Source organism: Rhodococcus sp. IEGM 1330, from assembly GCF_033142445.1.
Taxonomy (GTDB): Bacteria; Actinomycetota; Actinomycetes; order Mycobacteriales; family Mycobacteriaceae; genus Rhodococcoides.
The window spans coordinates 665195-689412 of the sequence record NZ_JAWLSB010000001.1; the positions used below are offsets into that span (position 1 = coordinate 665195).

Genomic DNA, 24218 nt, shown 5'->3' on the forward strand with positions numbered 1-24218 from the left:
ACGCCGCAGGTCTCGATTCCGGGGCCTGCCGTGGGGTATGACTTCACCGGTGCCGACCTCGATTTCCTGCACAGCGAGGTCGGCATCGAGGCGCTCGACTCCGCAGACAGGCTAGAGCTCAGTGCGAGAACAACGGTGCGAGATATCTCCTCGATGCGCGAGCGTTTTCCCGCCCACTCGGGTGCACTGATCGAAACCGTCACCGTCCGCCGCAAAGCGCGGGTGAAGCTGCTCGACTCCGACCGATGGTGGGTCACCGACGAGGCGGTACAGCAGGCCACGCCGACGCTCGTCGCGCGCAGGCGGGCCGCTCGACTTGCCGGACGACGGGTGCACGATGTCACGTGTTCGATCGGCAGTGAACTGTCCGTCCTGATCGGCACGGCGGAGTTGGCGGTGGGCAGCGATCTCGACCCGATTCGGCTACGGATGGCCGCACACAACGTCCCGGACGCCACCGTGCTGCGCGCCGACGCGCTGACCCCGACGACGCGTGACACCGTCGTCGTCGCCGATCCCGGTCGCCGAGCAGGTGGGCGGCGACGCCACGACCCGGCAGCGCTGCAACCACCGCTACCGGACCTGTTCGACGCCTATCGAGGCCGAGACCTGGTGGTCAAGTGCGCGCCCGGCCTGGATTTCGACGCTGTCGACTGGGCCGGCGAGATCGAGGTGGTCTCGCTCGACGGGGGAGTGCGGGAGGCGTGCCTCTGGTCGGAAGGGTTGAGTGAGAACGGTGTTCGGCGTCGCGCAGCTGTTCTTCGATCCGACGGCAGTGTTCTGGAATTCACCGATGCAGAATCCGACGACATTCCGGTTCGACCTCCTGGCGGCTACATCGTCGATCCCGACGGTGCGGTGGTCAGGGCCGGTTTGGTTCGGCACTACGGTGCCAGATTCGGTCTGTGGCAACTCGATCCGAGAATCGCGTATCTGACCGGCGACACGGTCCCGGCCGGGGTGCGCGGCTTTCGGATTCTGGATCAGTCCAAGTTCTCGGAGAAAGTGCTTCGGCAACAACTGAATCGGATGGACTGCGGCTCCGTGGAAATTCTCGTCCGCGGAGTCGACGTGGATCCGGCGATACTGCGGCCCAGGCTCAAACTTCGCGGATCCGTGGCGCTGTCGGTGGTGATCGCCCGAGTCGATCGGTCCGCGGTGGCGTTCGTCTGCGCTCCAGGATCTATCGGTCAGCCCGTGTAGGTGAAGATCTCGCCGAGGTAGCTCGCGGTGACGACCTGGCCGTCCGGGCCGATCGACGTACCGACGGTGGTGCCGACGACGTCGGCAACGGGCTGTACATCCACCGTCTCACCGGTGGCTGCGTCGAACGTGAGCAGCGCCAGTCCGTCGTCCTCACGAACGACGGTATGGCCGCGTCCGTCTGCGGATTGGGCTGCGCTGCCTGCCTGTTCGATGTCGTCGCGAACCCAGACTCGCTCGGCCGAGTCTCCGTTGTCGCGCACGCCGACGAGGGTGCCGTCGCCGCCCGACGGCACGATCGTGCCGTCCGAGGCGATCGAGGGACTGGCACCGATTCCGAGCCCGGTGCCCTCGGTCCACTTCTGTCGCCCGTCGGCGGTGTCGAACGCGGTCAGCCTGCCGTCGACATCGGCCAGGTAGACCGTCGACCCGTCCTCGGACAGCACCGGACTCGACGCGACTCCGGCGGGCAGCAGGTCCGAGGACCAACGTTCGACGAGACCGGGAGAACCGTCTCGGTTGTACTGCAGGGAAACGAGCTGTGGTGCAATGGAACCGGGACGCCACAGTGTCAAGTAGATCGTTCCGGTCGCACTGTCGACTGCGGGCGCTGCGGGCACGGGGCATTCGGATCCACCCGAGCTGCACTGGGCGAGTCCGGTATCGACCGGTAGGAAATCGGAATTCGGGTCGGTCAGGAAATTCGGCGTCGGAACCAGATCCAGAATCGGTACTCGAAGTTGCCCGTTCTGCGAGTCCAGAACGCTGACCTGGCCCATCTGGGTGACCGAGAGCACGCTGCCGTCCCCGAGGAACTGGGCGGACTTGGGCACTCCGTACACCGGTGTGCGCCAGCGCAGTTGGCCGTGGTCGTTGTACGAGTTCATGCCGCCGTCGTCGCCGATGTAGACGTTGATCGCCGAATCGACGGTCGGCGTTGCAGTGACGACGGACGGCCCGACGCGGTTGCACCAGCGCTTGCGTGCGGAGTCGATCTCGAACGAGAAGAGGTTGCAGCCGGATTCGGTGGCGGCAGTGACGAACATCTGACCGGTCGATCCGATGGACACCGGGGAGGTCACCGTGCCGCCGGTGGGTCGCGTCCAGTCCAGGGACAGAGGGTTCGACACCGACACTGCGGTGGCGCCGCTGTTGTGGGAGTTCGCGTGCGCGGCAGGCCACGAATCGGGAGAGAGTGGTTCTATGGCCGACGTGTCGGTGCCACAGCCGCTCACGGTCACCAGCGCCAGCGCTGCTGCGACCGCAGTGACCCTTCTGCCGGTCCTGCCCTTGGCCCTGACGCCGCGCATCGATCGCTCCCCATGACTCGAATCCGTGCCCGACGTGGTGCCGGGGCGTCTGTGTTGGTCCTGCCGACGAGCAACAGTCGACAGGCAACCCTAGCCCGCGCAAGGGTGGCGGCAGAGAGCGGGCGAACGAGAAACTAGGGTGAACGTCCATGACGAGTATGTGGAACGCGCCGCTGCGGACACGTTGGCGCGGGTCGAGACGACGCGACGCCGAACAGGCGCGGTTCCTCACGCGTGCGTCCCTCGACTGGGTGCTCGCCAACAAGGCGTACACGCCGTGGTACCTGGTGCGCTACTACCGCCTCGCGAAGTTCAAGCTGGCCAACCCGCACGTGATCCTGAAGGGCATGGTGTTTCTCGGCAAGAACGTCGAGATTCATTCCACTCCCGAGCTCTCGCGCCTCGAGATCGGGCGCTGGGTACACATCGGCGACGGCAATGCCATTCGCTGCCACGAAGGTTCGCTGCGGATCGGCGACAAGGTGGTGTTCGGCAAGGACAACGTCGTCAACACCTACCTCGACATCGAGATCGGCGCGTCGACGCTGGTGGCCGACTGGTGCTACATCTGCGATTTCGATCATCGGATGGACGATGTCAACATGCCCATCAAGGATCAGGGAATCGTGAAGGGGCCCGTGAGAATCGGTCCGGACACGTGGATCGCGGCCAAGGTGACGATCCTGCGCGAGACCCGCATCGGCCGGGGTTGCGTGCTCGGGGCCCACGCCGTCGTCAAGGGTGAGATCCCGGACTACAGCATCGCGGTCGGTGCCCCGGCCAAGGTCGTCCGCAATCGCAAGGTCGCCTGGGAGGCCGGTGCCGCCGAACGCGCGAAGTACATTGCTGCGCTGGAGGATATCGCCCGCAAGAAGGCTCTCGGACAGGCAGAGGCGGCGCGGGAGAACTGACGACCCGATGACAGTCGGTAGTGGACTACGAGTTTTCGCTCACGTGCGGCCGGGCAGAGCGCGCTCGACGATGTGCGGGCGGGCCAGCGGATGCCGAACTTTGCGTTTGGCTTCCAGATAGACCTGGGCCGTCGATTCGGCGACGTGTTTCCAGTCGAAATCCACAGTCAGGCGCTCGCGGGCGGCGACGGCACGTTCCTGCGCGGCGTCCGCGTTGTCGAGAACGCGGCGCACTGCGGCGGCCAGCCCGCCGACGTCGCCGGGTTCGAAGGACAGACCGGTCACACCGTCGACGATGGCCTCACCCAGACCGCCTGCGGTGGACGCGACCAGCGGGGTGCCCGCAGCCGCGGCCTCGAGCGCGATGATGCCGAAAGGTTCGTACCGACTGGGCAGGACGATGGCGTCGGCCCCGTGCAGCCAGCCGAGTAGTTCGGTGTGGTCGAGATTGCCCAGAAACGACACTGCGCGGGCAACCCGGTGCGTGCGCGTCAGCCCTGCCAACCAGGCGAACTGTGTTCCTTCGCCGGCGATGTGCAGGGTGGTACCCGGGTGGCTTCGTCGGATGCGGGGCAGAGCTGCGATGGCATCCTGGATGCCCTTCTCGTACTCGAGTCGGCCGACGTAGAGCAATGTGGCCGGCTCCGATCGAGGCTCTCGTCGCCGAAAGTGCCAGGTGGATCGGTCGATTCCGTTGCGAATCACCTGCACCGCCGACTCCGACACTCCGAACAGGGTGGTGACCTCGTCCTTCATCGACGCCGAGCAGGTGATCACCGCATCGGAATCGTTGGCGAGCCACCACTCCACGGAGTGCACCTGGCGGTTGACGGGGCCCGAGATCCAGCCGCTGTGGCGTCCGGCCTCGGTGGCGTGAATGGTCGAGACGAGCGGTACGTCGTAGAACTCGGCGAGTGCGATCGCCGGGTGTGCGACGAGCCAGTCGTGAGCATGAACGACGTCGGGTTGCCAGCCATCGCCCAGACCCGGCTTTCCCAGCGCGACGCCGGCACGGACCATCGCGTGCCCCATCGCGAGGGTCCACGCGAGCATGTCCTCCCCGAAGACGAAGTGAGCCGGGTCCTCGGCGACGGCGACGACGAGCACCCCGTCCTCGATGTGGTGAGACGTCGGGTGGGTGGCGGCGTCGGTTCCGGTGGGTCGACGCGACAGAACCACGACCTCGTGCCCGCATCGAACCAGTTCGGTTGCCAGGTGATGCACGTGCCGACCGAGCCCGCCGACCACCACGGGTGGGTACTCCCACGACACCATCAGAATCTTCATCGACGCCCCCCTGCACCTTCTCGCTCGCCGCCACCGTGTGCATCGGGCAGCCGGCGCGCATCCAACGCAGGAAACAGTCCGTCCGCGCGGTTCCATTGCCGAGCCAACTCCTTTGCCCGGACAGGTGACCCACCTGCGGCCGCGGCCGCGATCTCACGCAGCGCATGTGCATGGACGTGCGCCCGCTCCCGTGCGTAGCCTGCGGCGGAATCCTTGCTGACCATGAATGCCCAGTCGCTGGCCACGGCCATCAGTGTCTCACGCAGTATCTGATCGTTGACCCGATTGCGTAGTTCGGGGCCACCGGCGTGACGCTGTACATCTCGGGCGGTGTCGACGGCGTCGAGAGCGGTCCGAGATACCTCGGAGTTGAGCGCGACCAGGTCGGCGACGTCGTCGCCCGCCCACACGCGCCAGTCCTTGCCCGATCCCCACGACGAATCCTGCAGTTCTAGTGGCGCTCCGACGTAACCCTGCTCGCGGGCGTCGTTGAGCGTGCCGACGGTGATGCCTGCGGCGGGAAGCGCGCGCATGAGCTTGCCGAGCCACTGTGGGCCCTCGTGCCACCAGTGTCCGAACAGCTCGGTGTCGAATGCCGCGACGACCAGGGCGTCGCGACCGATCCGCTCGGATTCGGAGATCAGGCGCCTGCGAACCACATCGACGAAGTCGGCGACGTGACGGTCCACCGTCGCCGCGGCCCGCTCGGGATCGTAGGGAGCCTTGTCGTTCGACGCGACCGAGCGGCCGGTGACCCGGGCCGGTTTGAGACCGGTGGCGTGATCGTAGGTGTGGAAATCCCGATAGGAACCGTGGCCGGGATAGCCGGACTTCGGTGACCAGACGCGGTAGCTGACCGGCAGATCGCGTCCGAACGCGACGACATCGGAGTCCCACACCGGCCTGCCGAGGGAGGTGTCTCCGCGCATCGCGGGCCCGTCGACCATGAAGTGCGAGACCCCCGCCGCGGCGTATTCGGTTTCCATGCCGGGGGTGAATCCGCATTCGGGCGCCCAGATGCCTCGGGGCGTGGTGCCCCACCGGGCGCGGGCGTCGAGTAGACCTTCCCGGAGCGAGAATGCGCGTAGTCGGGGATCGAGCAGCGGCTGGAACGGGTGCGCCAACGGTCCACCCAGCAGTTCGACGGTTCCGGTTTCGACCAGCGGCCGGAGTACCGCGGACCCGCCGTGTCGCCACCGGGACTCGAATAGATCGAGCGCAGCGGCAGAACCTCGGTGTTCACGAACGGACAGGTCGCGCTCGGTCGCCTCATGGGCTCTGAGCTGCCAGTTCCCGAGCCAGTGGTGCATTCCGGACAGGCAGTGTGGATCGTCGAGTTGAGCGGCAAGCACCGGGGTGATTCCCAGCGACAGCACGTCGGTGTGGCCGTCGTCGGCCAGCTGCTCGAGTGCCGCGGTGAGCGGTAGATAGCAGTCGGCCCAGGACTGGTACAGCCATTCCTCGCCTACCGGCCAGCGTCCGTGATTGGCCAACCACGGCAGGTGGGAGTGCAGAACGAGAGAGAACATGCCCGGCACGGTGGCACCGGATGTCACCCGATCACCGTGCTCGAGCTCTTGCGGGCAACGGCGACCAGGTCGAGGCTCTCGTCGATGCGGTCGGCGGTGATGTCGAAGTCCTCGATCGAGATGGCCGCGACGTCCTCGGTGAGTTCGGCAGGCCAGGGTTCACCGGCCAGGGCTCGTTCGATCTGCGCGTCGATGAACGAACCGCCGTGCTTGGCGTCGAGGGCGGCCAGAGTGCGTCCGTGCCGGACTCCGGTGAGTTCGTCGACCTCGAGCCGAGCGTCCACGAGAAGCTCGGTGAGCTCGGCCGCATCGAGTTCGCGGGTGTGGAAGGGGTTGAGCGGGGTGTCGCGGCCGGGCGAGAACGTGATGCGGTTGGGCGTGCTGATCAACAGAATGCCCCCGGGCGCCAGTACCCGGTGCACTTCGGCGAGGAACGCACCTTGATCCCAGAGGTGCTCGATCACCTGGAAATTGACGACCACGTCGATCGAGGAATCGGCGACGGGAAGGCGGTCGAGGTTGCCACGCAGCATCGTCACCCTCGGGTAGCGGGCATGCACGTGTGCGGCGGCCGACGCGTCGTAGTCGAGGCCGAGAACGTTCGTCGCGACATCGGCAATCATGTTGGCTCCGTAGCCTTCTCCCGATCCTGCCTCGAGTACCGTTCGGTCGCGGCAGCGCTCGACGAGTGCGCGGTAGACCACCTCGTGGCGGCGGAACCAGTAGTTCTCCTCGGCGATGCCGGGCACGGTGCGCTCTCCGGTGAGGGGGAGTGGTTCCGGTGCCGGTGCCTGAGCCGATGAATCGTTCACCGACGGAAGGTTAGTGCCACCGCCTGGAACGTTTACCAACGTGGTCTCCATAACAGCCGGGCACAGATGTATGGTCGGACAGGCAGGGAGGTAAGTTACCCACCAGTAACTACGGTGAGGTAACCTCGACCCAGACCGTATAACTGCACGAACCGTTAGAACACTCACGATCAGCAGAACATGACCAGGAGGTCGACGCAGACCCATGACGAACATCGTTGTTTTGATCAAGCAGGTTCCAGACACGTGGTCCGAGCGCAAGCTCACCGACGGTGACTACACCCTCGATCGCGAGGCTGCCGACGCCGTCCTCGACGAGATCAACGAGCGGGCCGTCGAAGAAGCACTGCTCATCAAGGAAGCCCAGGGCGGTGAGGTCAAGGTTCTGTCCGCAGGCCCCGATCGCGCCACCGATGCCATTCGCAAGGCCTTGTCGATGGGTGCAGACAGCGCAGTGCACCTCAACGACCCGACCCTGCACGGCTCCGACGCGATCCAGACCGGATACGCGCTGGCCGCAGCGCTCGGCAACGTCGCATTCGAGAACGACGAGCCGGCCGATCTCATCATCGCCGGCAACGAGGCCACCGACGGCCGCACCGGTGCCGTTCCCGCGATCATCGCCGAATACCTGCAGATCCCGGCCCTGACGCAGATGCGCAAGCTCACCGTCGCCGACGGCAAGGTCACCGGCGAGCGGGAAACCGACGAAGGCATCTTCGGCCTCGAAGCCGCGTTGCCCGCCATCGTGAGCGTCACCGAGAAGATCAACGAACCGCGCTTCCCGTCGTTCAAGGGCATCATGGCCGCCAAGAAGAAGACGGTGCAGACCATCACGCTCGCCGACATCGGTGTCGAGGACGGCATCGTCGGCGTCGACAACGCGGGAACGACCGTCACGTCGTCCACCCCCAAGCCTCCCAAGACTGCAGGCGAGCGGCTCACCGACGAGGGCGACGGCGGCGACAAGATCGCCACCTACCTCGTCGGCCAGAAGATCATCTGATCCCGCCCCACCGAGCAATCGAAGACAAACGAGGAGCAAGTCATGGCAGAAGTACTCGTGCTCGTGGAGCACGTCGAGGGAACTCTGAAGAAGGTCAGCACCGAGTTGATCACCGCCGCTCGCGCGCTGGGTGAGCCGTCCGCGGTCGTCACCGGCCCGGTCGGTACCACCGACAAGGTCGCCGACGCGCTGACCGAAGCCGGTGCCGAGAAGATCTACGCCGCCGAATCCGACGCAGTCGACGGATTCCTCGTCACCCCGAAGGTCGACGTGCTGTCGGCACTCGCGGAGTCGGTCTCGCCGGCAGCGATCATCACCGCAGCCACGATCGAGGGCAAGGAAGTTGCGGGACGACTCGCAGCACGCCTCGGCTCGGGCTACCACAACGACGTCGTCGCACTGAACGGCGACGGCAGTGCCGTCTACTCCATCTTCGGTGGCGCATTCACCGTCGAGGCCAAGGCCAACGGCGACGTTCCGGTCATCTCGCTGCGCCCCGGTGCAGTCGAGGCCGAGCCGAAGGCCGGAGCGGGTACCCGCGAAACCGTCGAGGTCCCCGCACAGGAAGAAGGGGCCGTCAAGGTCACCTCGCGTGACCCGATCGTCGGCGGCGACCGTCCGGAGCTCACCGAGGCATCGGTCGTCGTCTCCGGTGGACGTGGTGTCGGCAGTGCCGACAAGTTCTCCGTCGTCGAGGAGCTCGCCGACTCGCTCGGTGCCGCAGTCGGTGCCTCGCGCGCCGCTGTCGACTCGGGCTACTACCCCGGCCAGTTCCAGGTGGGTCAGACGGGCAAGACCGTCTCCCCGCAGCTGTACGTCGCACTGGGTATCTCCGGAGCCATCCAGCACCGTGCAGGCATGCAGACCTCGAAGACGATCGTCGCGGTCAACAAGGACGAGGAAGCGCCCATCTTCGAGATCGCCGACTACGGCATCGTCGGTGACCTCTTCAACGTCGCACCGCAGCTGACCGAGGCAGTCAAGAAGCACAAGGGATAACTCCCGGCGCTGTTCCCGACAGGCCCTCACCGCCCGCGCGGTGGGGGCCTGTCGTGTCGAGCAGCGCCACCTTGTTCACGCAAACTCTTCCGACACGTTTCCCCGACGATGCCCGGTAGCCTTCCTCGCTCGTTAGACACACCTCATGACCACTTCCGTCATGAGCTCGACTGCATCGATCGTCCCGGCCACCGACCGCTATTCGCTGGTGTTGTCCACCGACCCGGAGCACCGGCTCGCGGCGCAGCGTCTGCGCTACGAGGTGTTCGCTTCCGAGCCGGGGTTTTCCATTCCCACCGACACCGACGGCCTCGACGCCGATCGGTTCGACGAATTCTGTGATCACCTGCTCGTTCGTGACCAGTGGACCGATACGTTCGTCGGCTGCTACCGCATGTTGCCGCCGCAGGCCGCCGTGTCTGCCGGCGGGTATTACACGGCAACCGAATTCGATATCTCCGCACTCGATCCCGTCGGCATGAATATCGTCGAAATGGGAAGGGCTGCAGTTCATCCCGATCATCGGTCCGGATCCGTGCTCGGGCTGATGTGGGCCGGAATCCTGCACTACCTCGATGTGACGGGATACGAGTGGGTGATGGGCTGCGTGTCGGTGCCCATGCAATCGGCACCCGGGGACCCCATCGGGGCCAACGTTCGCAGTGTTCGAGACCGCCTGTTGGGCAAGCACGCTACGCCGCTCGACCGTCGGGTCCGGCCGTACTCTCCGGTCGTCGTCGACGGGGTGGATCTGATCGACATCGAACCGTCGAAGCGAACGTCGATGCCGCCGTTGATGAACGGCTACCTCCGACTCGGTGCCTCCATCTGCGGTGAGCCGGCGCACGATCCCGAATTCGGTGTCGCCGATTTCGTCGCGCTGCTCGGCCTGCACGAGGCCAACACTCGCTATCTCGACCGCTTGCGTTCGGCAGCAACGACGTTCGAGTCGGGTGTCCGGTGACACAACCGATCGTGCACGCGCACGCGTGGATGCCGTCGTCGCCGTGCAGTGACGGATGTCTGCCGAAGAGCCCACCGACGGTGGGACGGATCGTCCTCGCGCTCCGAATCGTGCTGGCGTTGGCGGCGTTCGGGTTGCTGCCGGTGTTGGTCGTCCTCGGGGTTCCGTTCCCGCGGGTCCGCCGTTCGCTGACGCGGATCGGTGCTCGCACCCTGCTGTTCGCCATCGGGATCGACCTGACCGTGCTCGACGCACGCTCGGAGCGGGAACGCTCCCGAACCGCCGCAGGTGCACTGCACGTCGCCGGTCACATCTCCTGGACCGACGTCGTTGTGCTCACTGCGGTACAGCCGTCGACCTTCGTCGCGCGTGCCGACCTGATCGACTGGCCGGTGCTCGGTCGTCTCGCGCGGGCCATGAAGGTACTTCCGATCGATCGAGCTCGACTGCATCAGCTCCCCGGCGTCGTCGATCAGGTGGCCGATCGTGTCCGCGCCGGCGGATCGGTCGTCGTCTTCCCGGAGGCCACCACCTGGTGTGGTCGCGCATACGGCTCGCTACGGCCGGCGCTGCTTCAGGCCGCGATCGATTCGGAGACCTGGGTGCAGCCGATTCGGCTGCGCTACCTCGACCGGACCGACGAGCAGACCACGGCCACGTGCTTCGTCGGAGACGAGACGATCGGCGCATCCATCGGCCGGATCTTCCGACTGCGTGGACTGCGTGCCGAGGTCGAGTTCACGGCCCCGGAGGCACCCGGTGGTGATCGACGCGACCTCGCTCGACGGTGCGAGGTGGCGATTCGACGCGACGGAGTGGAGCCTGCGGAACGACCCAGGAAGGACGTCTACGACCCCACCGTGCACGAGGTGATGGCCGAGGCCGAACGCAGCCCGATGCCGCCGACGGTTGCGGCCGCCTGACCGAGCATCGATCGCCGTGACCGCGGACCCACCTCGCGCAGGTAGGTCCGCGGTCACGGCAGCGGGTATCGTCTAGCCTGTTATGCCTTCTGTGCGCAGTACGACTGCTCCCGTCCCGTCGCGGCCACCGGTGTACCTCGATCACGCAGCGACGACCCCGATGCTGCCGAGCGCGATCGAGGCGATGACCTCTGTGTTCGCCACGGTGGGCAACGCGTCCTCGCTGCACACCTCCGGTCGATCCGCTCGGCGTCGAGTGGAGGAATCTCGCGAGTCGATCGCCGCGGACCTGGGCGCGCGCCCGTCCGAGGTGATCTTCACCTCCGGCGGTACCGAGAGTGACAACCTCGCCGTCAAGGGCATCTTCGCGGCCCGTCGAGACTCCGATGCCGCACTGACCAGGATCATCGCCAGCTCGGTAGAGCATCACGCGGTGCTCGACGCAGTGGAGTGGCTCGTCGCACACGACGGAGCGAGTGTCACCTGGCTCCCGGTCGACACCGAGGGGCGGGTCACCCCGGATGCGCTGCGCGCCGAGCTGGCCCTGCATGCCGACGAGACTGCGCTCGTCACCGTGATGTGGGCCAACAACGAGATCGGCACCGTCATGCCGATCGCCGAGCTCGCAGCCGTGGCCGCCGAATACGGGGTCCCGATGCACAGCGATGCGGTCCAGGCGGTGCCGCATCTGCCCGTCGGATTCTCCGAGAGCGGTCTGTCCGCCCTCAGCATCGCCGCACACAAGTTCGGTGGACCGCAGGGCGTCGGAGCGCTGCTCCTCGGCCGCCAGGTCCCGTGTGTTCCGCTCTTCCACGGCGGGGGCCACGAGCGAGACGTTCGATCGGGCACCCCGGACACTGCAGGCGTCGTCGCGATGGCGGCGGCGCTGCGGTCGACCGTCGAGAACTCGGCGCGGCACCGCGCAGAACTGAGAGCACTGCGCGATCGGTTGATCGTCGGAATCAGGGATGCCGTTCCCGACGCCATCCTCAACGGGCCGGAAGGCGACGACCGGCTCGCCGGGAACGTGCACTTCACCTTTCCCGGGTGCGAGGGTGATTCGCTGTTGATGCTGCTCGACGCGGCAGGCATAGAATGCTCTACGGGCTCGGCGTGCACTGCAGGCGTGGCCAGCGCCAGTCATGTACTGATAGCGCTCGGGTGCGATCCGGCCGTCGCCCGTGGATCACTGCGGTTCTCGCTGGGAACCGGCTCGTCCGAATCGGACGTCACCACTGTGCTTGCGGCTCTGCCGCAGGTCGTCGAACGCGCTCGTGCCGCCGGACTGGCCGGCGTCGGAGCTCGAGGAGGAAATCGCTGATGCGTGTTCTGGCTGCTATGAGCGGGGGAGTCGACTCGGCTGTTGCCGCGGCCCGTGCCGTGGACGAGGGCCACGACGTCGTCGGCGTGCACCTGGCTCTGTCGACCGCTCCGGGCGCTCTGCGTACCGGTTCGCGTGGTTGCTGCTCCAAGGAAGACGCGGGTGACGCTCGTCGAGCTGCCGACGTACTCGGAATCCCCTTCTACGTATGGGATTTCGCCGATCGTTTCAAAGAGGACGTCATCGACGATTTCGTCGCGTCCTATGCCGCCGGTGAGACCCCGAATCCGTGCCTGCGCTGCAACGAGAAGATCAAGTTCTCCGCTCTGGCGGACCGCGCTCTCGCACTGGGCTTCGATGCCGTGGCGACCGGGCACTACGCGCAACTGCACGACGGGGTGCTGCGACGTGCCGTGGACGCGGACAAGGACCAGTCGTACGTGTTGGCGGTACTGAACCAGGCGCAGCTCTCGCGTGCGATGTTCCCCATCGGAGACACCCCGAAGTCCGAGATTCGTGAGGAGGCAGCCGAGCGTGGTTTGGCCGTTGCCGACAAGCCCGACAGTCACGACATCTGCTTCATACCCTCGGGCGACACTCGCGCATTCCTCGGCGCGCGTATCGGCGTGCGCCCGGGCAAGGTCGTCGACTCGGAGACCGGAGCCGAACTCGCCGATCACGAAGGCGTGCACGGGTTCACCATCGGGCAACGCAAGGGTCTCGGCGTGGAAGGACCGGCCGCGGACGGCCGTCCCCGCTACGTGACGTCGATCGAACCCGACAGTGGCACGGTCATGGTCGGCTCTGTGCAGAAGCTCGACGTGTGGGCGATCAGCGGAGACCGCGCGGTATGGACCGAAGGTACCGCCCCGACCGGCCCCATCGAATGCGTCGTCCAGGTCCGCGCGCACGGCGGACTGACCGAGGCCGTCGCCGAGGCAGCGGGCGACGGTATGGAGATCCAACTGCGGGCTCCACTGACCGGTGTGGCCAAGGGGCAGGCAGCGGTGCTGTACCGCAAGGACATTCACGGAGACATCGTCATCGGCAGCTCGACTATCTCGGGCACTCGATCCGAGCGCGAGTGACCCCGAGCGTCTTCGCTGGATTGGCGACCGGCATCGGTTCGTGGCCGGGCACCGACATCCGTGAGGCCGCAGCGGTCGTCGTCGGGGAGTTCACCGAGCTTCCACACATCGTCGAACTTCCGGCTCGCGGCCTGGGTGCGGACATGATCGGACGCACCGGTGCCATCATGGTCGACGTCGAACTCGACGTGCGCACCTCCGGCTATCGCGTCGTGCCACGTCCGATGCTCGCCGGCCGCCGGGCAACCGATTTCCTGGCCGAGGACCTCGACGTGCTCGAGGAACTGTGGGAGGTGTCAGGGCTTCGCGGCAGCGGCCGCACCATCAAGGTCCAGGCCGCCGGTCCGTTCACGATGGCAGCCCAGGTCGAACTTCGGCACGGCCATCGGGCCCTGACCGATCGCGGCGCGCTGCGGCATTTCGCCGAATCCCTCGGCGAAGGACTGCGCCTGCATTGCGCCGAGTTGACGCGTCGGCTCGGAGTCGAGGTTCTCGTTCAGCTCGACGAACCCAGTCTCGCAGCCGTTCTGGCCGGCAGCCTGACGGGCATCACCGGGCTCGATTCGGTGCGGGCAGTCCCGGAACCGGATGCTCTCGACCTGCTCGATTCGCTGATCGAGACGATCGATCTTCCCGTTGCGGTGCATTGCTGCGCCGGCGACGTTCCGTTCGATCTGCTTCGCCGTTCGCGTGCCGTTGCGGTCGCCGTCGACGCGACTGCGCTGCGCCGCAGCGACTTCGACGGAGTCGGCGAGTTGCTGCAATCCGGCAAGACGCTGATGCTCGGGTTGATTCCGTCCGAAGCCCCCGTGCGGCCACCCCATTGGCGCGAACTGGCCGAGCCGGGTGTCACGTTGATGGACCGACTCGGTTTCGACAGATCGGTTCTCGCCTCTCGGATCTCCGTGACGCCTGTATGTGGATTGGCCGGCAGCACACCGGAGTGGGCCCGGCGCGCAACAGGATTCGCCCACGACGTGGCTGCCGCGTTCGGAGATGCACCCGATTCGTTGTGAAATCACACAGCCCGTCGGAGTTGACACCGCAGACTTCGGGCCGATCGAGCCCACGACTATTAGGACGCCGAACAGGTGTGACACTATTCACATGGCCGTTGGGGGTCTGTTGAATACGTGGGAGTTCGGAAATGGCATCAGGTGGTCGCGACTTCGATGAGGTTGCCTCCCTCCGGCGTTCCGGCAGGCACCGCCGAGGTCTCGTAGCGAAACTGGCCGCGGCCACCTCCGACTGGTATCGAGCTCCGCACGATTTCGAGTGGATCCTCAATCACAGATCGACCCGTCCGCTGACCGGGATAATCCGTGCCGTGTTCGGCACCGCCACCTTGATGTACGCCGTCACCTCGATCCTGATGCTGTTCAGCGACCTCGGTCCTCAGGGCAGTGTGGCGATCGGCTGGGTTTTCCTGGTTCTCGTCATTCAGGTGTTCGTCGCCGCACGGTGCGTGCTCGGGCCGCTTCCGGGGAAGAAGTTCTTCGTCGTGTTTCTGGCCTTCGGGGACATTCTCACGACCTCGGTGTTGATTCTGTACGCACCTGTCGCGTCGCTGATCGGAACGGTGCTGTTCGCAGTCACCGGAGCGTTCTGCACCTACTTCCTCAGTCCGCGACTGCTGGTGGCCCACCTGGTGTGGACCGGGACGTTCATCATCGGGTTCGGCGTTCGTACCTTCCTGTCGGTGATGGACGGCGAGGTGGGCTACATCGACGGACCCGCTGTCGCGACCGCGACGGTGGTTCTCCTTCTGGCGACGGTGGCAGTACCGGTGTTCGCTCAGGTGGCGTGGACGACGCTGTCCAATGACGCCAAGCGGTCGGTTCTCGATCCTCTGACCGGGGTGTACAACCGGCGCGGCATCGACAGCGAACTGCTGGACCTGTGGCACCAGGCCAGCAAGCGGGGCATGTCGATGGCCTTCCTCGTTGTCGACATCGACAAGTTCAAGTCCGTCAACGACCGATTCGGGCACAGCCGCGGCGACGAAGTGATCGTGCGGGTCGCCGATCGGCTGCGCCGCTTGGTCCGGCATCAGGGCGGAGTGCTCGCCCGAACCGGTGGCGAAGAGTTCCTCGTCGCCCTGGTCGGTGATGCGCGGGGGATGGTCGATCTCGGCTTCGACGTCGTTCGGGTGCTCTGTGACCGGCGCGACGACATCCCCGTCACCGTCAGTGTGGGAATGGCGTTGTTGCGCGAGGACTCGGCTCTGTGGGACGTGGGTAAGTCCGTGGTCGGCAGAGCAGCCCGTACGGCGGACGCGGCGATGTACCGGTCCAAGCAGTCCGGTGGAAACAGTGTGGTCATCGACGAGATCTGAGGCCTCGAACCGACGTCGCTCGATGCGCCGGTGTGCTCGGGTTCGACCTCTGCGATGATCGTGCGATGTATCGGCTATCGGACGCCCAGCGACGTGGACTACCTGCCGGAGTGCTGTTGTCGGTGATGGCCTCCGTGCTCGGCGGCATCTATGCCGACTCCTTCGTGACCGGCTTCGCGTTGACCGCCGGTATCTGCGCGGTGGCGATCGTCGCCGCGACGCTGTTGCTGGGTCTGATGGGGCGGTAGTCGCTGCGCCGCAGCGGGTGCTTCTCTGTCGGTGGGTTCGGATAATCTTCGACACGTGCCCGAATCGACCGAACCGCCCGCAGGAAACGACGAGACCGCAGGGACCGTCGGTGTCGAACTCGACGCCGCGTCGTCGGCCGATCGCGAGCGATGGCAGATGCTGGCCGAAGAAGTTCGCGGTCATCAGTTCCGCTACTACGTGCGCGATGCGCCACTCGTGTCCGACGGCGAGTTCGATGCGTTGCTGCGTGAGCTGAACGATCTGGAAGAGGCGCACCCGGATCTGCGCACGGCGGATTCACCGACGCAACTCGTCGGGGGAGGCTTCGCGACGGAATTCACCGCCGTGGACCATCTGGAACGAATGTTGAGCTTGGACAACGTGTTCGATCACGACGAGCTTCGTGCCTGGGCCAAACGGGTCGAGACCGAGGCAGGGCCGGGTCTGGAGTATCTGTGCGAGGTCAAGATCGACGGCGTTGCACTGAATCTGGTGTACGAGAACGGCACGCTCGTGCGCGGTGCCACCCGAGGTGACGGACGTACCGGTGAGGACGTGACGCTCAACGCACGCACGATCGACGACATCCCGGACACTCTGACGGGTAGTGAGCAGTACCCCGTGCCGGAGTTGTTGGAAGTGCGCGGCGAGGTCTTCTTCCGGCTGGAGGACTTCCAAGCGCTCAACGCCTCACTCGTGGCGGAGGGTAAGCCCCCGTTCGCGAATCCGCGGAATTCGGCGGCGGGGTCGCTGCGACAGAAGAATCCGGCGGTCACCTCCAAGCGACGTCTGGGAATGATCTGCCACGGCTTCGGTCGCATGGTGGGTTTCACCCCCGAGTCACAGTGGCACGCCTACGAGGCGCTCCGCGCCTGGGGTCTGCCCATTTCCACCCACACGACCCGCGTGCAGGGCGTCGACGCCGTCATCGAGAAAGTCGTCTACTGGGACCAGCACCGACACGACGTCGAACACGAAATCGACGGCCTGGTCGTCAAGATCGACGACATGTCGCTGCATCGTCGACTCGGGACGACGTCTCGCGCGCCGCGGTGGGCCATCGCGTACAAGTACCCACCCGAGGAAGTCACCACGACGCTGCTCGACATCCGCGTCAGCGTGGGCCGGACGGGCAGAGTGACGCCGTTCGCGTACATGACGCCGGTTCTCGTGGCCGGCTCCACGGTGTCGCTCGCGACGCTGCACAACGGCTCGGAGGTCAAGCGCAAGGGCGTTCTGATCGGCGACACCGTGACCATTCGCAAAGCGGGAGAGGTCATTCCGGAGGTTCTCGGCCCCGTCGTCGACGCCAGAACCGGTGACGAGACCGAGTTCGTCATGCCCACCGAGTGCCCGGAGTGCTCGACGCCCCTGGCTCCGGCCAAGGAGGGTGACGCCGACCTGCGCTGCCCCAACTCGCAGTTCTGCCCGGCGCAACGTCGCGAGCGGGTGTTCTTCGTTGCCGAGCGGCAGCGATTCGACATCGAGGGCCTCGGCTACGAGGCCGCATCCGATCTGTTGGCCACCGGGGCCATCGAGGACGAAGGCGATCTGTTCTCGCTCACCGAGGACGACCTGATGAAGACGGCGATCTTTCGTACCAAGTCCGGGGCGTTGTCTGCCACCGGTCGAAAGTTGCTCGACAACCTGGCCACCGCACGGAACCAGCCGCTGTGGCGGGTGCTGGTCAGTCTGTCCATTCGGCACGTGGGGCCGTCGGCAGCCCGCGCGTTGGCAGGGGAGTTCGGCAGCCTGGAGCGTATCCGGGCGGCGTCGGTCGACGAACTCTCGGCGGTCGACGGGGTGGGCGGCACCATCGCGGCCGCAGTCTCCGAGTGGTTCGAGGTCGACTGGCACCGCGCCATCGTCGACAAGTGGCGGGCCGCGGGCGTGCGGATGGAAGACGAGCGCGATGCGTCGATCGAGCGCAATCTCGAAGGGCTGTCGATCGTGGTCACCGGGTCTCTGACGTCGTACTCACGTGACGAGGCCAAGGAAGCGATTCTGCTGCGAGGTGGCAAGGCTGCAGGTTCGGTGTCCAAGAAGACGGCGTTCGTGGTCGTCGGCGACGCTCCGGGGTCCAAGCACGACAAGGCAATCGAGCTCGGCGTGCCTGTGCTCGACGAAGCAGGATTCACCCTGCTGTTGACCGAGGGGCCCGATGCGGTGGCTCCGACCGAGGCGGAACCCGAATCGTCGGACTGATCGGGCCGGCACGCGTAGGTCCGGATGCGTCAGTTCAATACCGTCGCGACGATGCCGGCGAGATAGCCGAGTCGGGCAACCTCCGAGGGCCTGAACTCCGGGCCCCCCGGCCTGCCCAGCATCAGCACTGTGCCGGTGGTGCCGAGGGGGGCAGCGGCGATCTTGGTGTCCATGTCGCGCCATACCTGGGGCACCCACTCGGCGTCGGAATCCAGAGCGGCGGGGGCGCTCAGCGGGAACCACGGCAGCTCGGCGGCGTGGGTCTCTGGAGCTCCCGAGCTGCCCACCAGACGGAACGGGCCGTGCGCGTTCGTGGCGACGACGGTGCTCCACCCCACTCGAAGGACGCGGGGGGCTCCGTCGACGAGCACCTGAAGTCGATCGTCGGACGCCGCGGCGACACGATCGATCAATTCCAGTTCGCGGTGCGTGTCGAGAACGCCGGTGTACGGGCGGATGGAATCGACCCGGACATCGGTGAGGTTCTCGGCAGCAGTGATCAGCGTGTCGGGAAGCGAACCCGGAGCAACGTCGACCACCAGATCGTCGACCGCGTAACCGTCACCGCGTTCGATGACGTCGAGGGAGAGGATGTCCGCCCCGACCGAGCCGAGCGCGACGGCCAACGATCCGAGGCTGCCCGGCCGGTCCGGCAGTTGGACGCGGAGCAGGTAGGACATGTCACGCTCCCTTTCGACTTCTGGCGTACTTCGGCCACCCCAGCGTCATCGGTCGTTGCTGGCGAGTGGAATGTCGCTCTGGGGTCGTTTCACAGGCTCCACTCCTGAAAACACGATGCACCCCGGCGCGAGCAATCCTTGCATCTTCGACCTGTCCGGTACGTCGCGCAACGCGGGCCGTGACAATTCCGACACTCGACGCAGCCACGAGGCGTGAGTGAAGCCTGCGTAATGCTGCGCACTAGGCTGGACCGCGTTCGCGAACCCGTGAGGTTCGCTCTGTACGAATACGGGGCCGCTTCTGCAGGCTCCGCTCCTACTGTCTGAAAGGGGTCTACGCGGTGCCAGACATCTCCCGCGACGAGGTCGCTCACCTCGCCCGGCTGTCGCGCTTGGCTCTCAGCGACGCCGAACTCGAAGAGTTCGCCGGCCAGTTGGATTCGATTCTTCATCACGTCAAGGCAGTGGCGGAGGTGGCGACGGACGACGTCCCGCCGACGGCCAACCCCAGTGACATCGTGAATGTGACGCGTCCCGACGTGATCGTTCCCGGCCTGACGCCGGAGCAATCGCTGTCCGGTGCACCGAACGCCGAGGAGGGCCGTTTCGCGGTGCCGCAGATTCTGGGGGAGAGCGAATGACCGACCTCACGAAGCTCGACGCGTCCGAGCTCGCCACCCGTATCCACGCGCGCGAGATCAGCGCCGTCGAGGTGACCCAGGCGCATCTCGACCGGATCTCCGAGGTCGACGGAGACCTGCACGCATTTCTGCATGTCGCAGGAGCCGAGGCACTCGCAGCGGCGACCGACGTCGATGCGGGATTGTCTGCGGGACACGCACCTGCCTCGGCTCTGGCCGGCGTGCCGCTGGCCCTCAAGGACGTGTTCACCACGACCGACATGCCGACGACGGCCGGATCGAAAATTCTCGACGGGTGGATGTCGCCGTACGACGCGACGCTGACCACGAAGCTGCGGGCCGCGGGCATTCCGGTGCTGGGCAAGACCAACATGGACGAGTTCGCGATGGGTTCGTCCACCGAGAACTCGGCCTACGGACCGACCAAGAACCCCTGGGACACCACCCGCATCCCCGGCGGCTCGGGCGGCGGCAGTGCTGCGGCGCTCGCGTCGTACCAGGCCCCGCTGGCCATCGGCACCGATACCGGTGGATCGATCCGTCAGCCGGCGGCACTGACCGGCACCGTGGGAACCAAGCCGACCTACGGCAGCGTCTCGCGCTACGGACTGATCGCCTGTGCTTCCTCACTCGATCAGGGCGGCCCGTGTGGTCGGACCGTGCTCGATACCGCGTTGCTGCACGAGGTCATCGCCGGATACGACGCACGGGACTCCACGTCCGTGGAGACGGCAGTTCGACCGGTGGTCGCAGCGGCACGAGAGGGTGCTCGCGGTGACCTGACGGGCGTGCGCGTCGGTGTCGTCAAGGAATTGCACTCGGACAAGTACCAGCCCGGTGTGATCTCGTCCTTCGATGCCGCGGTGGCGACTCTCACCGAACTCGGTGCCGAGGTGGTCGAGGTGTCGTGCCCCAACTTCGTGCACGCGTTGGCCGCCTACTACCTGATTCTTCCGTCGGAGGTGTCGTCCAACCTGGCTCGGTTCGACGGCATGCGGTACGGATTGCGGGCGGGTGACGACGGCAATCACAGCGCGGAGCAGGTCATGGCCGCCACCCGCGCGCAGGGGTTCGGACCGGAAGTCAAGCGTCGCATCATGATCGGGACGTACGCCCTGTCCGCGGGATACTACGACGCCTACTACGGCTCTGCCCTGAAGGTGCGCACGTTGATCGCCCGTGACTTCGATGCCGCATACGAGAAGGTCGACGTGCTGGTGTCGCCGACGACCCCGACGACGGCATTCCCGTTGGGGGACAAGGTCGACGATCCGATGGCGATGTACCTCAACGACCTGTGCACGCTGCCGACGAACCTCGCGGGTCACTGCGCGATGTCGGTACCGTCGGGCCTTGCCTCCGAGGACGGACTGCCCGTGGGTCTGCAGATCATGGCTCCGGCGTTCGCGGACGAGCGGCTCTACCGCGTCGGTGCCGCATACGAGGCCGCTCGCGGCGATCTGAGGTAGTTCGAGGTGCTGCATCGGTGGGCTGCCGATCTGGCTCATCTGCCCCTGCTGTCCGGTGCAGTGCCCGCGGTCGCGTTGACTGCGGCCGCTGTCGTGACGGCGGTCCTGGTCGTCGCTGTCGTCCACAGGGTCCGGCGGGGCCGAGCACTGGGAACGGTGTTCGGCCCGCTGAGCGCTCTCGGTCTTGTGGCGTCGCTTCTGGTGGCGGCGACAGTGCTCACCAATCTGACCGTCACTCGATACCCGACGGTGGCCGTGGCGCTCGGCCACCGACCGGCCGTTCAGACCGAGGGCGCCGGCAGGTTGATCGATGTCGACGTGCCCGGCACGGTGTCGCAGTTCGCCGCGCGGCCCGCAACGGTCTATCTTCCGGCGTCGTACGACGCCGGAGAGAGCGACCTACCGGTGCTGGTGCTGCTCACCGGCCAACCCGGCCATGTCGTCGACTGGATCGAGGGTGGTCGTCTGGCACAGACGATGGACGCCTTCGCAGCACGTCACGGCGGCGCGGCCCCGATCGTCGTCGTGGCCGACGGCCTTGGTGACACCGAGGCCAATCCGATGTGCATGGATTCGGACCTCGGAAATGCCGCGACGTACCTGTCCGTCGATGTGCCGCACTGGATTCGGTCGAATTTTCGGGTGTCCTCGGACCCGAGGGCCTGGGCGGTGGGCGGTTATTCCTACGGGGGAACGTGCGCGCTGCAGCTGGCGGTGACGGCACCGTCTGTGTACCCCACCTTTCTCGACATCTCCGGTGAGGACGAGCAACGCCGGGGCACGAGAAGCGAATCCGTTGCGGCGGCATACGGAACGGACACCCCGGCGAACGAGGCGCGTTTCGAGCGCAGGACGCCGCTGAACATACTCTCGCGCACCAGCTTTCCCGATTCGGCCGGTGCCTTCGTCGTTGGCGCCGACGACGAAGAATTCCGGCCGCAAACCGAGCGGACTTACAGGGCTGCAGAGGCTGCGGGTCTCGACGTGCACTACAGCGAGCTGCCCGGTGGCCACTCGATGCAGGTCTGGGCTCCGGCGCTGGAACAGGAGATGGACTGGCTCGGTGGGCGTGTGGGTCTGCTCGACTGACGCCCGGCCTCGCCTCGGAGGACCACCATCACCTGCACCGGTGCATGGCGGTGCCCTGGTCGGTTCCGTACCGATGGCCGTGACCGGCATCGACATCGAGCGCGGCCACAAGATCGACGGACGTCTGGACGAAGCCGACGATCGGAAGCCACATCGGCATCGGTGCGTCGGGTCGGGTGGTCGACGTGCTCGGCGGTGACCACAGCAGGTCGGCCGACCACCGAACGACGGGGTCCGAGGAATTGGCCACTACCGTTGCGCCCTCGGTGTTCACGGTTCCGGCGGGCGGACCCGCCCACACGGCACCGCAGACACCTGGACTGCTCCGTCCGATGGAGAGATACGCGTCGCTTCCCGCCACCGCGCCCAAACTCTGGCCGTACACGATGATGTCGGGCGGTGCCGGTTCCGATGCCGCGCGCTCCGCCACCGCGCGAACCACCGCGTTCGCAGATCTGCGCGCGTCGTCCTCGGCGAACAATAATGTAGCCCAACTGGGCGCACTCGAGAACTGCACCGCCACTGTGGCGACATCACCGCCGAATCTGTTCTCGGCGCCGGTGACAGCATTTTCGTCCACCCACCCCGATCCGGTCGGTATCGCGACGACCACGACGCTGCGCTGGAAAGCGCCGGTTCGATCCAGGTCCGCGACGGCCAACGCGACCCGCCGATCGAGGGTCGGGGCCGAATCGAGCCCCACGTAGGCCCGCACGGTGCTGGGATCGAGACCGCCGGAGACGAACTTCCGACCCTCCCTGCCGAGCGTGCGCCACGGGACGAGCGAGGCCGGAGCTCCTGATCTCGTGTTCGAGCTGGGGGCGGACACCGCCTCGTCCACAACGGAGTTCGAGGCCGAGAACGAGTCCGACACGGCAGACCAGACCGTAGGCGCGACAACGACATACGACAGAAGACCGGCGATGGCAATCAGAATCATCGATCGACCACGGCCGAGTACGCCGCCGATTCCGGTGGCCGCACGGCCGAGTCCGCAGAGAACCGATGCAACACAGATTGCCCCTGCCGCCACCTCCGCTGCATAACGCCAGTCCACCGTCTCGACATCCATCGCGACCCGTAATCGGTTCTGCCACAGAACATTCGCACTCAGTAAACCGATCGACATCAGTGTCCCGACACTCGCTGACCAGGCCTGCAGGCGCACCCGAGCGGGCGTGCGTGATCCGAACGCCCGACGGGCAGACCATGCGGCCGCGAGCGCACTCGCCATCAGTACGCCGGTGAACAAGGCCTGGGTGACGGCCGGCCGTGGGAGCAACGAGGGAGCCGACGACACCATCACCGCAACGGTCAGCGCCACCGAGGTACCGATTCGGGGGAGTCGGACACTCGTCTCAGGCGGGGCAGACGGGCGAGACGTACCGGCAACTCCGGTGACTGCGACGATCGGCGCGATCATGCGGGTTCACTCGGCCGGGACACCAATTCGGTGGACAGCGCGCGTCGGCGCGCATATCGGCCGGTCGCGATGACCGACAGCGCAATCAGAGCGATGCCCGCGCCGACCGACGCGAAGGGCAACGCGGGCTCGGCCACCGGTGCGCCGAAGGACTGTCGCCAGGAATTGACGTCGACGGCCGTGGCAGCCACCGATGCGGCGGCGTCGCAGACCTGGCGGGGCCCGTCGTCCGCCCGGTCCGTGCAGGCGGCATGCATACGCCCTTCCAGCTGGGCATCGATCGACCTGCGCCACTGCGGGTCCACTGTCGTTCCTGTCGCAGCGGCGTACCGAATCAGGTCGTAGCCCAGATCGTGGGCCTTGCATGCGGAATCGAAGTCGGACGGCAGCGGAACGGGCGACGAACAGTCACCATGTGGGTTCTCCGCCATGTCGTCCTGCACCCGAGGCCGGTACCCCATCACCGACCCGAAGTCGTCGGGGATGGTCAGGGCGGCGGCGTCTGCCGACTCGGTGACCAGTGCATGCACCGAGACCGCGACAGGTGAAGAAGAGTCGGCACCCGGCGGTGTCGATGCTGCGCCGGTCGTTGCCGTCACCGCTACGATCGCTGCAACCGTACACATCACTGCGCGAGAAGTGTTCCTGTTCATGGCTTTCGACGCTAGGGAGCGACGTACCCGTCGAACATCGGACCGAAGTCTCGTTCTGCAGCGCCCGTAGAGGGTGTTCGGCGCGCGACCCGGTACCTCGGTAGTGGACCGAACTGATACT

At 66.3% G+C, this 24218-nt stretch carries 22 protein-coding genes; 15 read left to right on the forward strand and 7 right to left on the reverse strand.

All coding sequences use genetic code 11. From position 1 onward, the window contains the following. Positions 1 to 30 precede the first annotated feature (30 nt). On the forward strand, positions 31 to 1203 hold the full coding sequence (locus R4P57_RS03020) for a THUMP-like domain-containing protein (protein WP_317801401.1): 1173 nt from the start codon (positions 31 to 33) through the stop codon (positions 1201 to 1203). Here R4P57_RS03020 and R4P57_RS03025 read toward each other — a convergent pair. Next, complete coding sequence (locus tag R4P57_RS03025) at positions 1191 to 2513, reverse strand: PQQ-binding-like beta-propeller repeat protein (RefSeq protein ID WP_317801402.1); 1323 nt, start codon at positions 2511 to 2513, stop codon at positions 1191 to 1193. The two genes, R4P57_RS03020 and R4P57_RS03025, sit on opposite strands and share 13 nt — an antisense overlap. Positions 2514 to 2662: 149 nt before the next feature. Here R4P57_RS03025 and R4P57_RS03030 point away from each other — a divergent pair, with 149 nt between their 5' ends. Then, positions 2663 to 3424 carry an acyltransferase gene (locus tag R4P57_RS03030; protein ID WP_317801403.1) on the forward strand — a complete coding sequence of 254 codons (762 nt, stop codon included), beginning with the start codon at positions 2663 to 2665 and terminating at the stop codon, positions 3422 to 3424. Between the two features lie 39 nt (positions 3425 to 3463). Here the strand turns inward: R4P57_RS03030 and R4P57_RS03035 are convergent, their stop codons facing one another. From R4P57_RS03035 to R4P57_RS03045, 3 genes are read right to left on the reverse strand one after another with little or no spacing between them, the layout of a single operon-like run. Further along, entirely contained in the window at positions 3464 to 4711 is a 1248-nt protein-coding gene (locus R4P57_RS03035) for a glycosyltransferase family 4 protein (protein WP_317801404.1), read from the reverse strand. Further along, complete coding sequence (locus R4P57_RS03040) at positions 4708 to 6240, reverse strand: glycoside hydrolase family 57 protein (RefSeq protein WP_317801684.1); 1533 nt, start codon at positions 6238 to 6240, stop codon at positions 4708 to 4710. The genes R4P57_RS03035 and R4P57_RS03040 overlap by 4 nt, the downstream gene beginning before the upstream one ends. Before the next feature lie 23 nt (positions 6241 to 6263). After that, positions 6264 to 7103, reverse strand: a complete 840-nt coding sequence (locus tag R4P57_RS03045; RefSeq protein ID WP_317801405.1) for a class I SAM-dependent methyltransferase — start codon at positions 7101 to 7103, stop codon at positions 6264 to 6266. A gap of 154 nt (positions 7104 to 7257) precedes the next feature. On the opposite strand from R4P57_RS03045, the gene R4P57_RS03050 reads away from it, so the two are divergent. The 10 genes from R4P57_RS03050 to ligA all read left to right on the forward strand — a co-directional run bounded on the left by R4P57_RS03050 (position 7258) and on the right by ligA (position 18142). Next, positions 7258 to 8058: an electron transfer flavoprotein subunit beta/FixA family protein gene (locus R4P57_RS03050; protein WP_121870210.1), complete on the forward strand. Its 801-nt coding sequence runs from the start codon at positions 7258 to 7260 to the stop codon at positions 8056 to 8058. A gap of 42 nt (positions 8059 to 8100) precedes the next feature. Further along, on the forward strand, positions 8101 to 9057 hold the full coding sequence (locus R4P57_RS03055; RefSeq protein ID WP_032397739.1) for an electron transfer flavoprotein subunit alpha/FixB family protein: 957 nt from the start codon (positions 8101 to 8103) through the stop codon (positions 9055 to 9057). Between the two features lie 145 nt (positions 9058 to 9202). Continuing rightward, positions 9203 to 10021 (forward strand): GNAT family N-acetyltransferase, encoded by an 819-nt coding sequence (locus R4P57_RS03060; RefSeq protein ID WP_317801406.1) that lies wholly within the window; start codon positions 9203 to 9205, stop codon positions 10019 to 10021. Continuing rightward, positions 10018 to 10944, forward strand: a complete 927-nt coding sequence (locus R4P57_RS03065) for a lysophospholipid acyltransferase family protein (protein WP_317801407.1) — start codon at positions 10018 to 10020, stop codon at positions 10942 to 10944. Before R4P57_RS03060 ends, R4P57_RS03065 begins: the two co-directional genes overlap by 4 nt. A gap of 82 nt (positions 10945 to 11026) precedes the next feature. Then, entirely contained in the window at positions 11027 to 12265 is a 1239-nt protein-coding gene (locus tag R4P57_RS03070; protein ID WP_317801408.1) for a cysteine desulfurase family protein, read from the forward strand. Continuing rightward, complete coding sequence (gene mnmA, locus R4P57_RS03075; RefSeq protein ID WP_317801409.1) at positions 12265 to 13353, forward strand: tRNA 2-thiouridine(34) synthase MnmA; 1089 nt, start codon at positions 12265 to 12267, stop codon at positions 13351 to 13353. Before R4P57_RS03070 ends, mnmA begins: the two co-directional genes overlap by 1 nt. After that, entirely contained in the window at positions 13350 to 14369 is a 1020-nt protein-coding gene (locus tag R4P57_RS03080) for a methionine synthase (RefSeq protein WP_317801410.1), read from the forward strand. The genes mnmA and R4P57_RS03080 overlap by 4 nt, the downstream gene beginning before the upstream one ends. Positions 14370 to 14500: 131 nt before the next feature. Continuing rightward, positions 14501 to 15688 carry a GGDEF domain-containing protein gene (locus R4P57_RS03085; RefSeq protein ID WP_317801411.1) on the forward strand — a complete coding sequence of 396 codons (1188 nt, stop codon included), beginning with the start codon at positions 14501 to 14503 and terminating at the stop codon, positions 15686 to 15688. A gap of 65 nt (positions 15689 to 15753) precedes the next feature. After that, positions 15754 to 15936, forward strand: coding sequence for a hypothetical protein (locus R4P57_RS03090; RefSeq protein ID WP_032398339.1), 183 nt, complete (start codon positions 15754 to 15756; stop codon positions 15934 to 15936). Positions 15937 to 16093: 157 nt separating this feature from the next. After that, positions 16094 to 18142: an NAD-dependent DNA ligase LigA gene (gene ligA / locus R4P57_RS03095; protein ID WP_411742296.1), complete on the forward strand. Its 2049-nt coding sequence runs from the start codon at positions 16094 to 16096 to the stop codon at positions 18140 to 18142. 29 nt (positions 18143 to 18171) lie between these two features. Here ligA and R4P57_RS03100 read toward each other — a convergent pair whose 3' ends face one another. Next, positions 18172 to 18822 (reverse strand): amino acid-binding protein, encoded by a 651-nt coding sequence (locus R4P57_RS03100; protein ID WP_149405531.1) that lies wholly within the window; start codon positions 18820 to 18822, stop codon positions 18172 to 18174. 341 nt (positions 18823 to 19163) lie between these two features. On the opposite strand from R4P57_RS03100, the gene gatC reads away from it, so the two are divergent. The 3 genes from gatC to R4P57_RS03115 are packed head-to-tail and all read left to right on the forward strand — an operon-like array spanning position 19164 to position 22021. Then, entirely contained in the window at positions 19164 to 19463 is a 300-nt protein-coding gene (gene gatC / locus R4P57_RS03105; RefSeq protein WP_317801413.1) for an Asp-tRNA(Asn)/Glu-tRNA(Gln) amidotransferase subunit GatC, read from the forward strand. Next, positions 19460 to 20932, forward strand: a complete 1473-nt coding sequence (gatA, locus tag R4P57_RS03110) for an Asp-tRNA(Asn)/Glu-tRNA(Gln) amidotransferase subunit GatA (RefSeq protein ID WP_317801414.1) — start codon at positions 19460 to 19462, stop codon at positions 20930 to 20932. Before gatC ends, gatA begins: the two co-directional genes overlap by 4 nt. A 6-nt stretch (positions 20933 to 20938) precedes the next feature. Then, positions 20939 to 22021 (forward strand): alpha/beta hydrolase, encoded by a 1083-nt coding sequence (locus tag R4P57_RS03115; RefSeq protein ID WP_317801415.1) that lies wholly within the window; start codon positions 20939 to 20941, stop codon positions 22019 to 22021. A gap of 28 nt (positions 22022 to 22049) precedes the next feature. Here the strand turns inward: R4P57_RS03115 and R4P57_RS03120 are convergent, their stop codons facing one another. Next, positions 22050 to 23444 (reverse strand): alpha/beta-hydrolase family protein, encoded by a 1395-nt coding sequence (locus R4P57_RS03120; RefSeq protein ID WP_317801416.1) that lies wholly within the window; start codon positions 23442 to 23444, stop codon positions 22050 to 22052. Next, a complete protein-coding gene (locus R4P57_RS03125) occupies positions 23441 to 24097 on the reverse strand; it encodes a hypothetical protein (RefSeq protein WP_317801417.1) in 657 nt (218 codons plus the stop codon). The genes R4P57_RS03120 and R4P57_RS03125 overlap by 4 nt, the downstream gene beginning before the upstream one ends. Between the last annotated feature and the right edge of the window lie 121 nt (positions 24098 to 24218).

Excerpts from the sequence above, each read along its gene's own strand:
- R4P57_RS03025 (WP_317801402.1), bottom strand. The coding sequence starts at position 2,513 with ATGCGCGGCGTCAGGGCCAAGGGCAGGACCGGCAGAAGGGTCACTGCG.
- R4P57_RS03030 (WP_317801403.1), top strand. The coding sequence starts at position 2,663 with ATGACGAGTATGTGGAACGCGCCGCTGCGGACACGTTGGCGCGGGTCG.
- R4P57_RS03035 (WP_317801404.1), bottom strand. The coding sequence starts at position 4,711 with ATGAAGATTCTGATGGTGTCGTGGGAGTACCCACCCGTGGTGGTCGGC.
- R4P57_RS03040 (WP_317801684.1), bottom strand. The coding sequence starts at position 6,240 with ATGTTCTCTCTCGTTCTGCACTCCCACCTGCCGTGGTTGGCCAATCAC.
- R4P57_RS03045 (WP_317801405.1), bottom strand. The coding sequence starts at position 7,103 with ATGGAGACCACGTTGGTAAACGTTCCAGGCGGTGGCACTAACCTTCCG.
- R4P57_RS03050 (WP_121870210.1), top strand. The coding sequence starts at position 7,258 with ATGACGAACATCGTTGTTTTGATCAAGCAGGTTCCAGACACGTGGTCC.
- R4P57_RS03055 (WP_032397739.1), top strand. The coding sequence starts at position 8,101 with ATGGCAGAAGTACTCGTGCTCGTGGAGCACGTCGAGGGAACTCTGAAG.
- R4P57_RS03060 (WP_317801406.1), top strand. The coding sequence starts at position 9,203 with ATGACCACTTCCGTCATGAGCTCGACTGCATCGATCGTCCCGGCCACC.
- R4P57_RS03070 (WP_317801408.1), top strand. The coding sequence starts at position 11,027 with ATGCCTTCTGTGCGCAGTACGACTGCTCCCGTCCCGTCGCGGCCACCG.
- mnmA (WP_317801409.1), top strand. The coding sequence starts at position 12,265 with ATGCGTGTTCTGGCTGCTATGAGCGGGGGAGTCGACTCGGCTGTTGCC.
- R4P57_RS03085 (WP_317801411.1), top strand. The coding sequence starts at position 14,501 with ATGGCATCAGGTGGTCGCGACTTCGATGAGGTTGCCTCCCTCCGGCGT.
- R4P57_RS03090 (WP_032398339.1), top strand. The coding sequence starts at position 15,754 with ATGTATCGGCTATCGGACGCCCAGCGACGTGGACTACCTGCCGGAGTG.
- ligA (WP_411742296.1), top strand. The coding sequence starts at position 16,094 with ATGCTGGCCGAAGAAGTTCGCGGTCATCAGTTCCGCTACTACGTGCGC.
- R4P57_RS03100 (WP_149405531.1), bottom strand. The coding sequence starts at position 18,822 with ATGTCCTACCTGCTCCGCGTCCAACTGCCGGACCGGCCGGGCAGCCTC.
- gatA (WP_317801414.1), top strand. The coding sequence starts at position 19,460 with ATGACCGACCTCACGAAGCTCGACGCGTCCGAGCTCGCCACCCGTATC.
- R4P57_RS03120 (WP_317801416.1), bottom strand. The coding sequence starts at position 23,444 with ATGATCGCGCCGATCGTCGCAGTCACCGGAGTTGCCGGTACGTCTCGC.
- R4P57_RS03125 (WP_317801417.1), bottom strand. The coding sequence starts at position 24,097 with ATGAACAGGAACACTTCTCGCGCAGTGATGTGTACGGTTGCAGCGATC.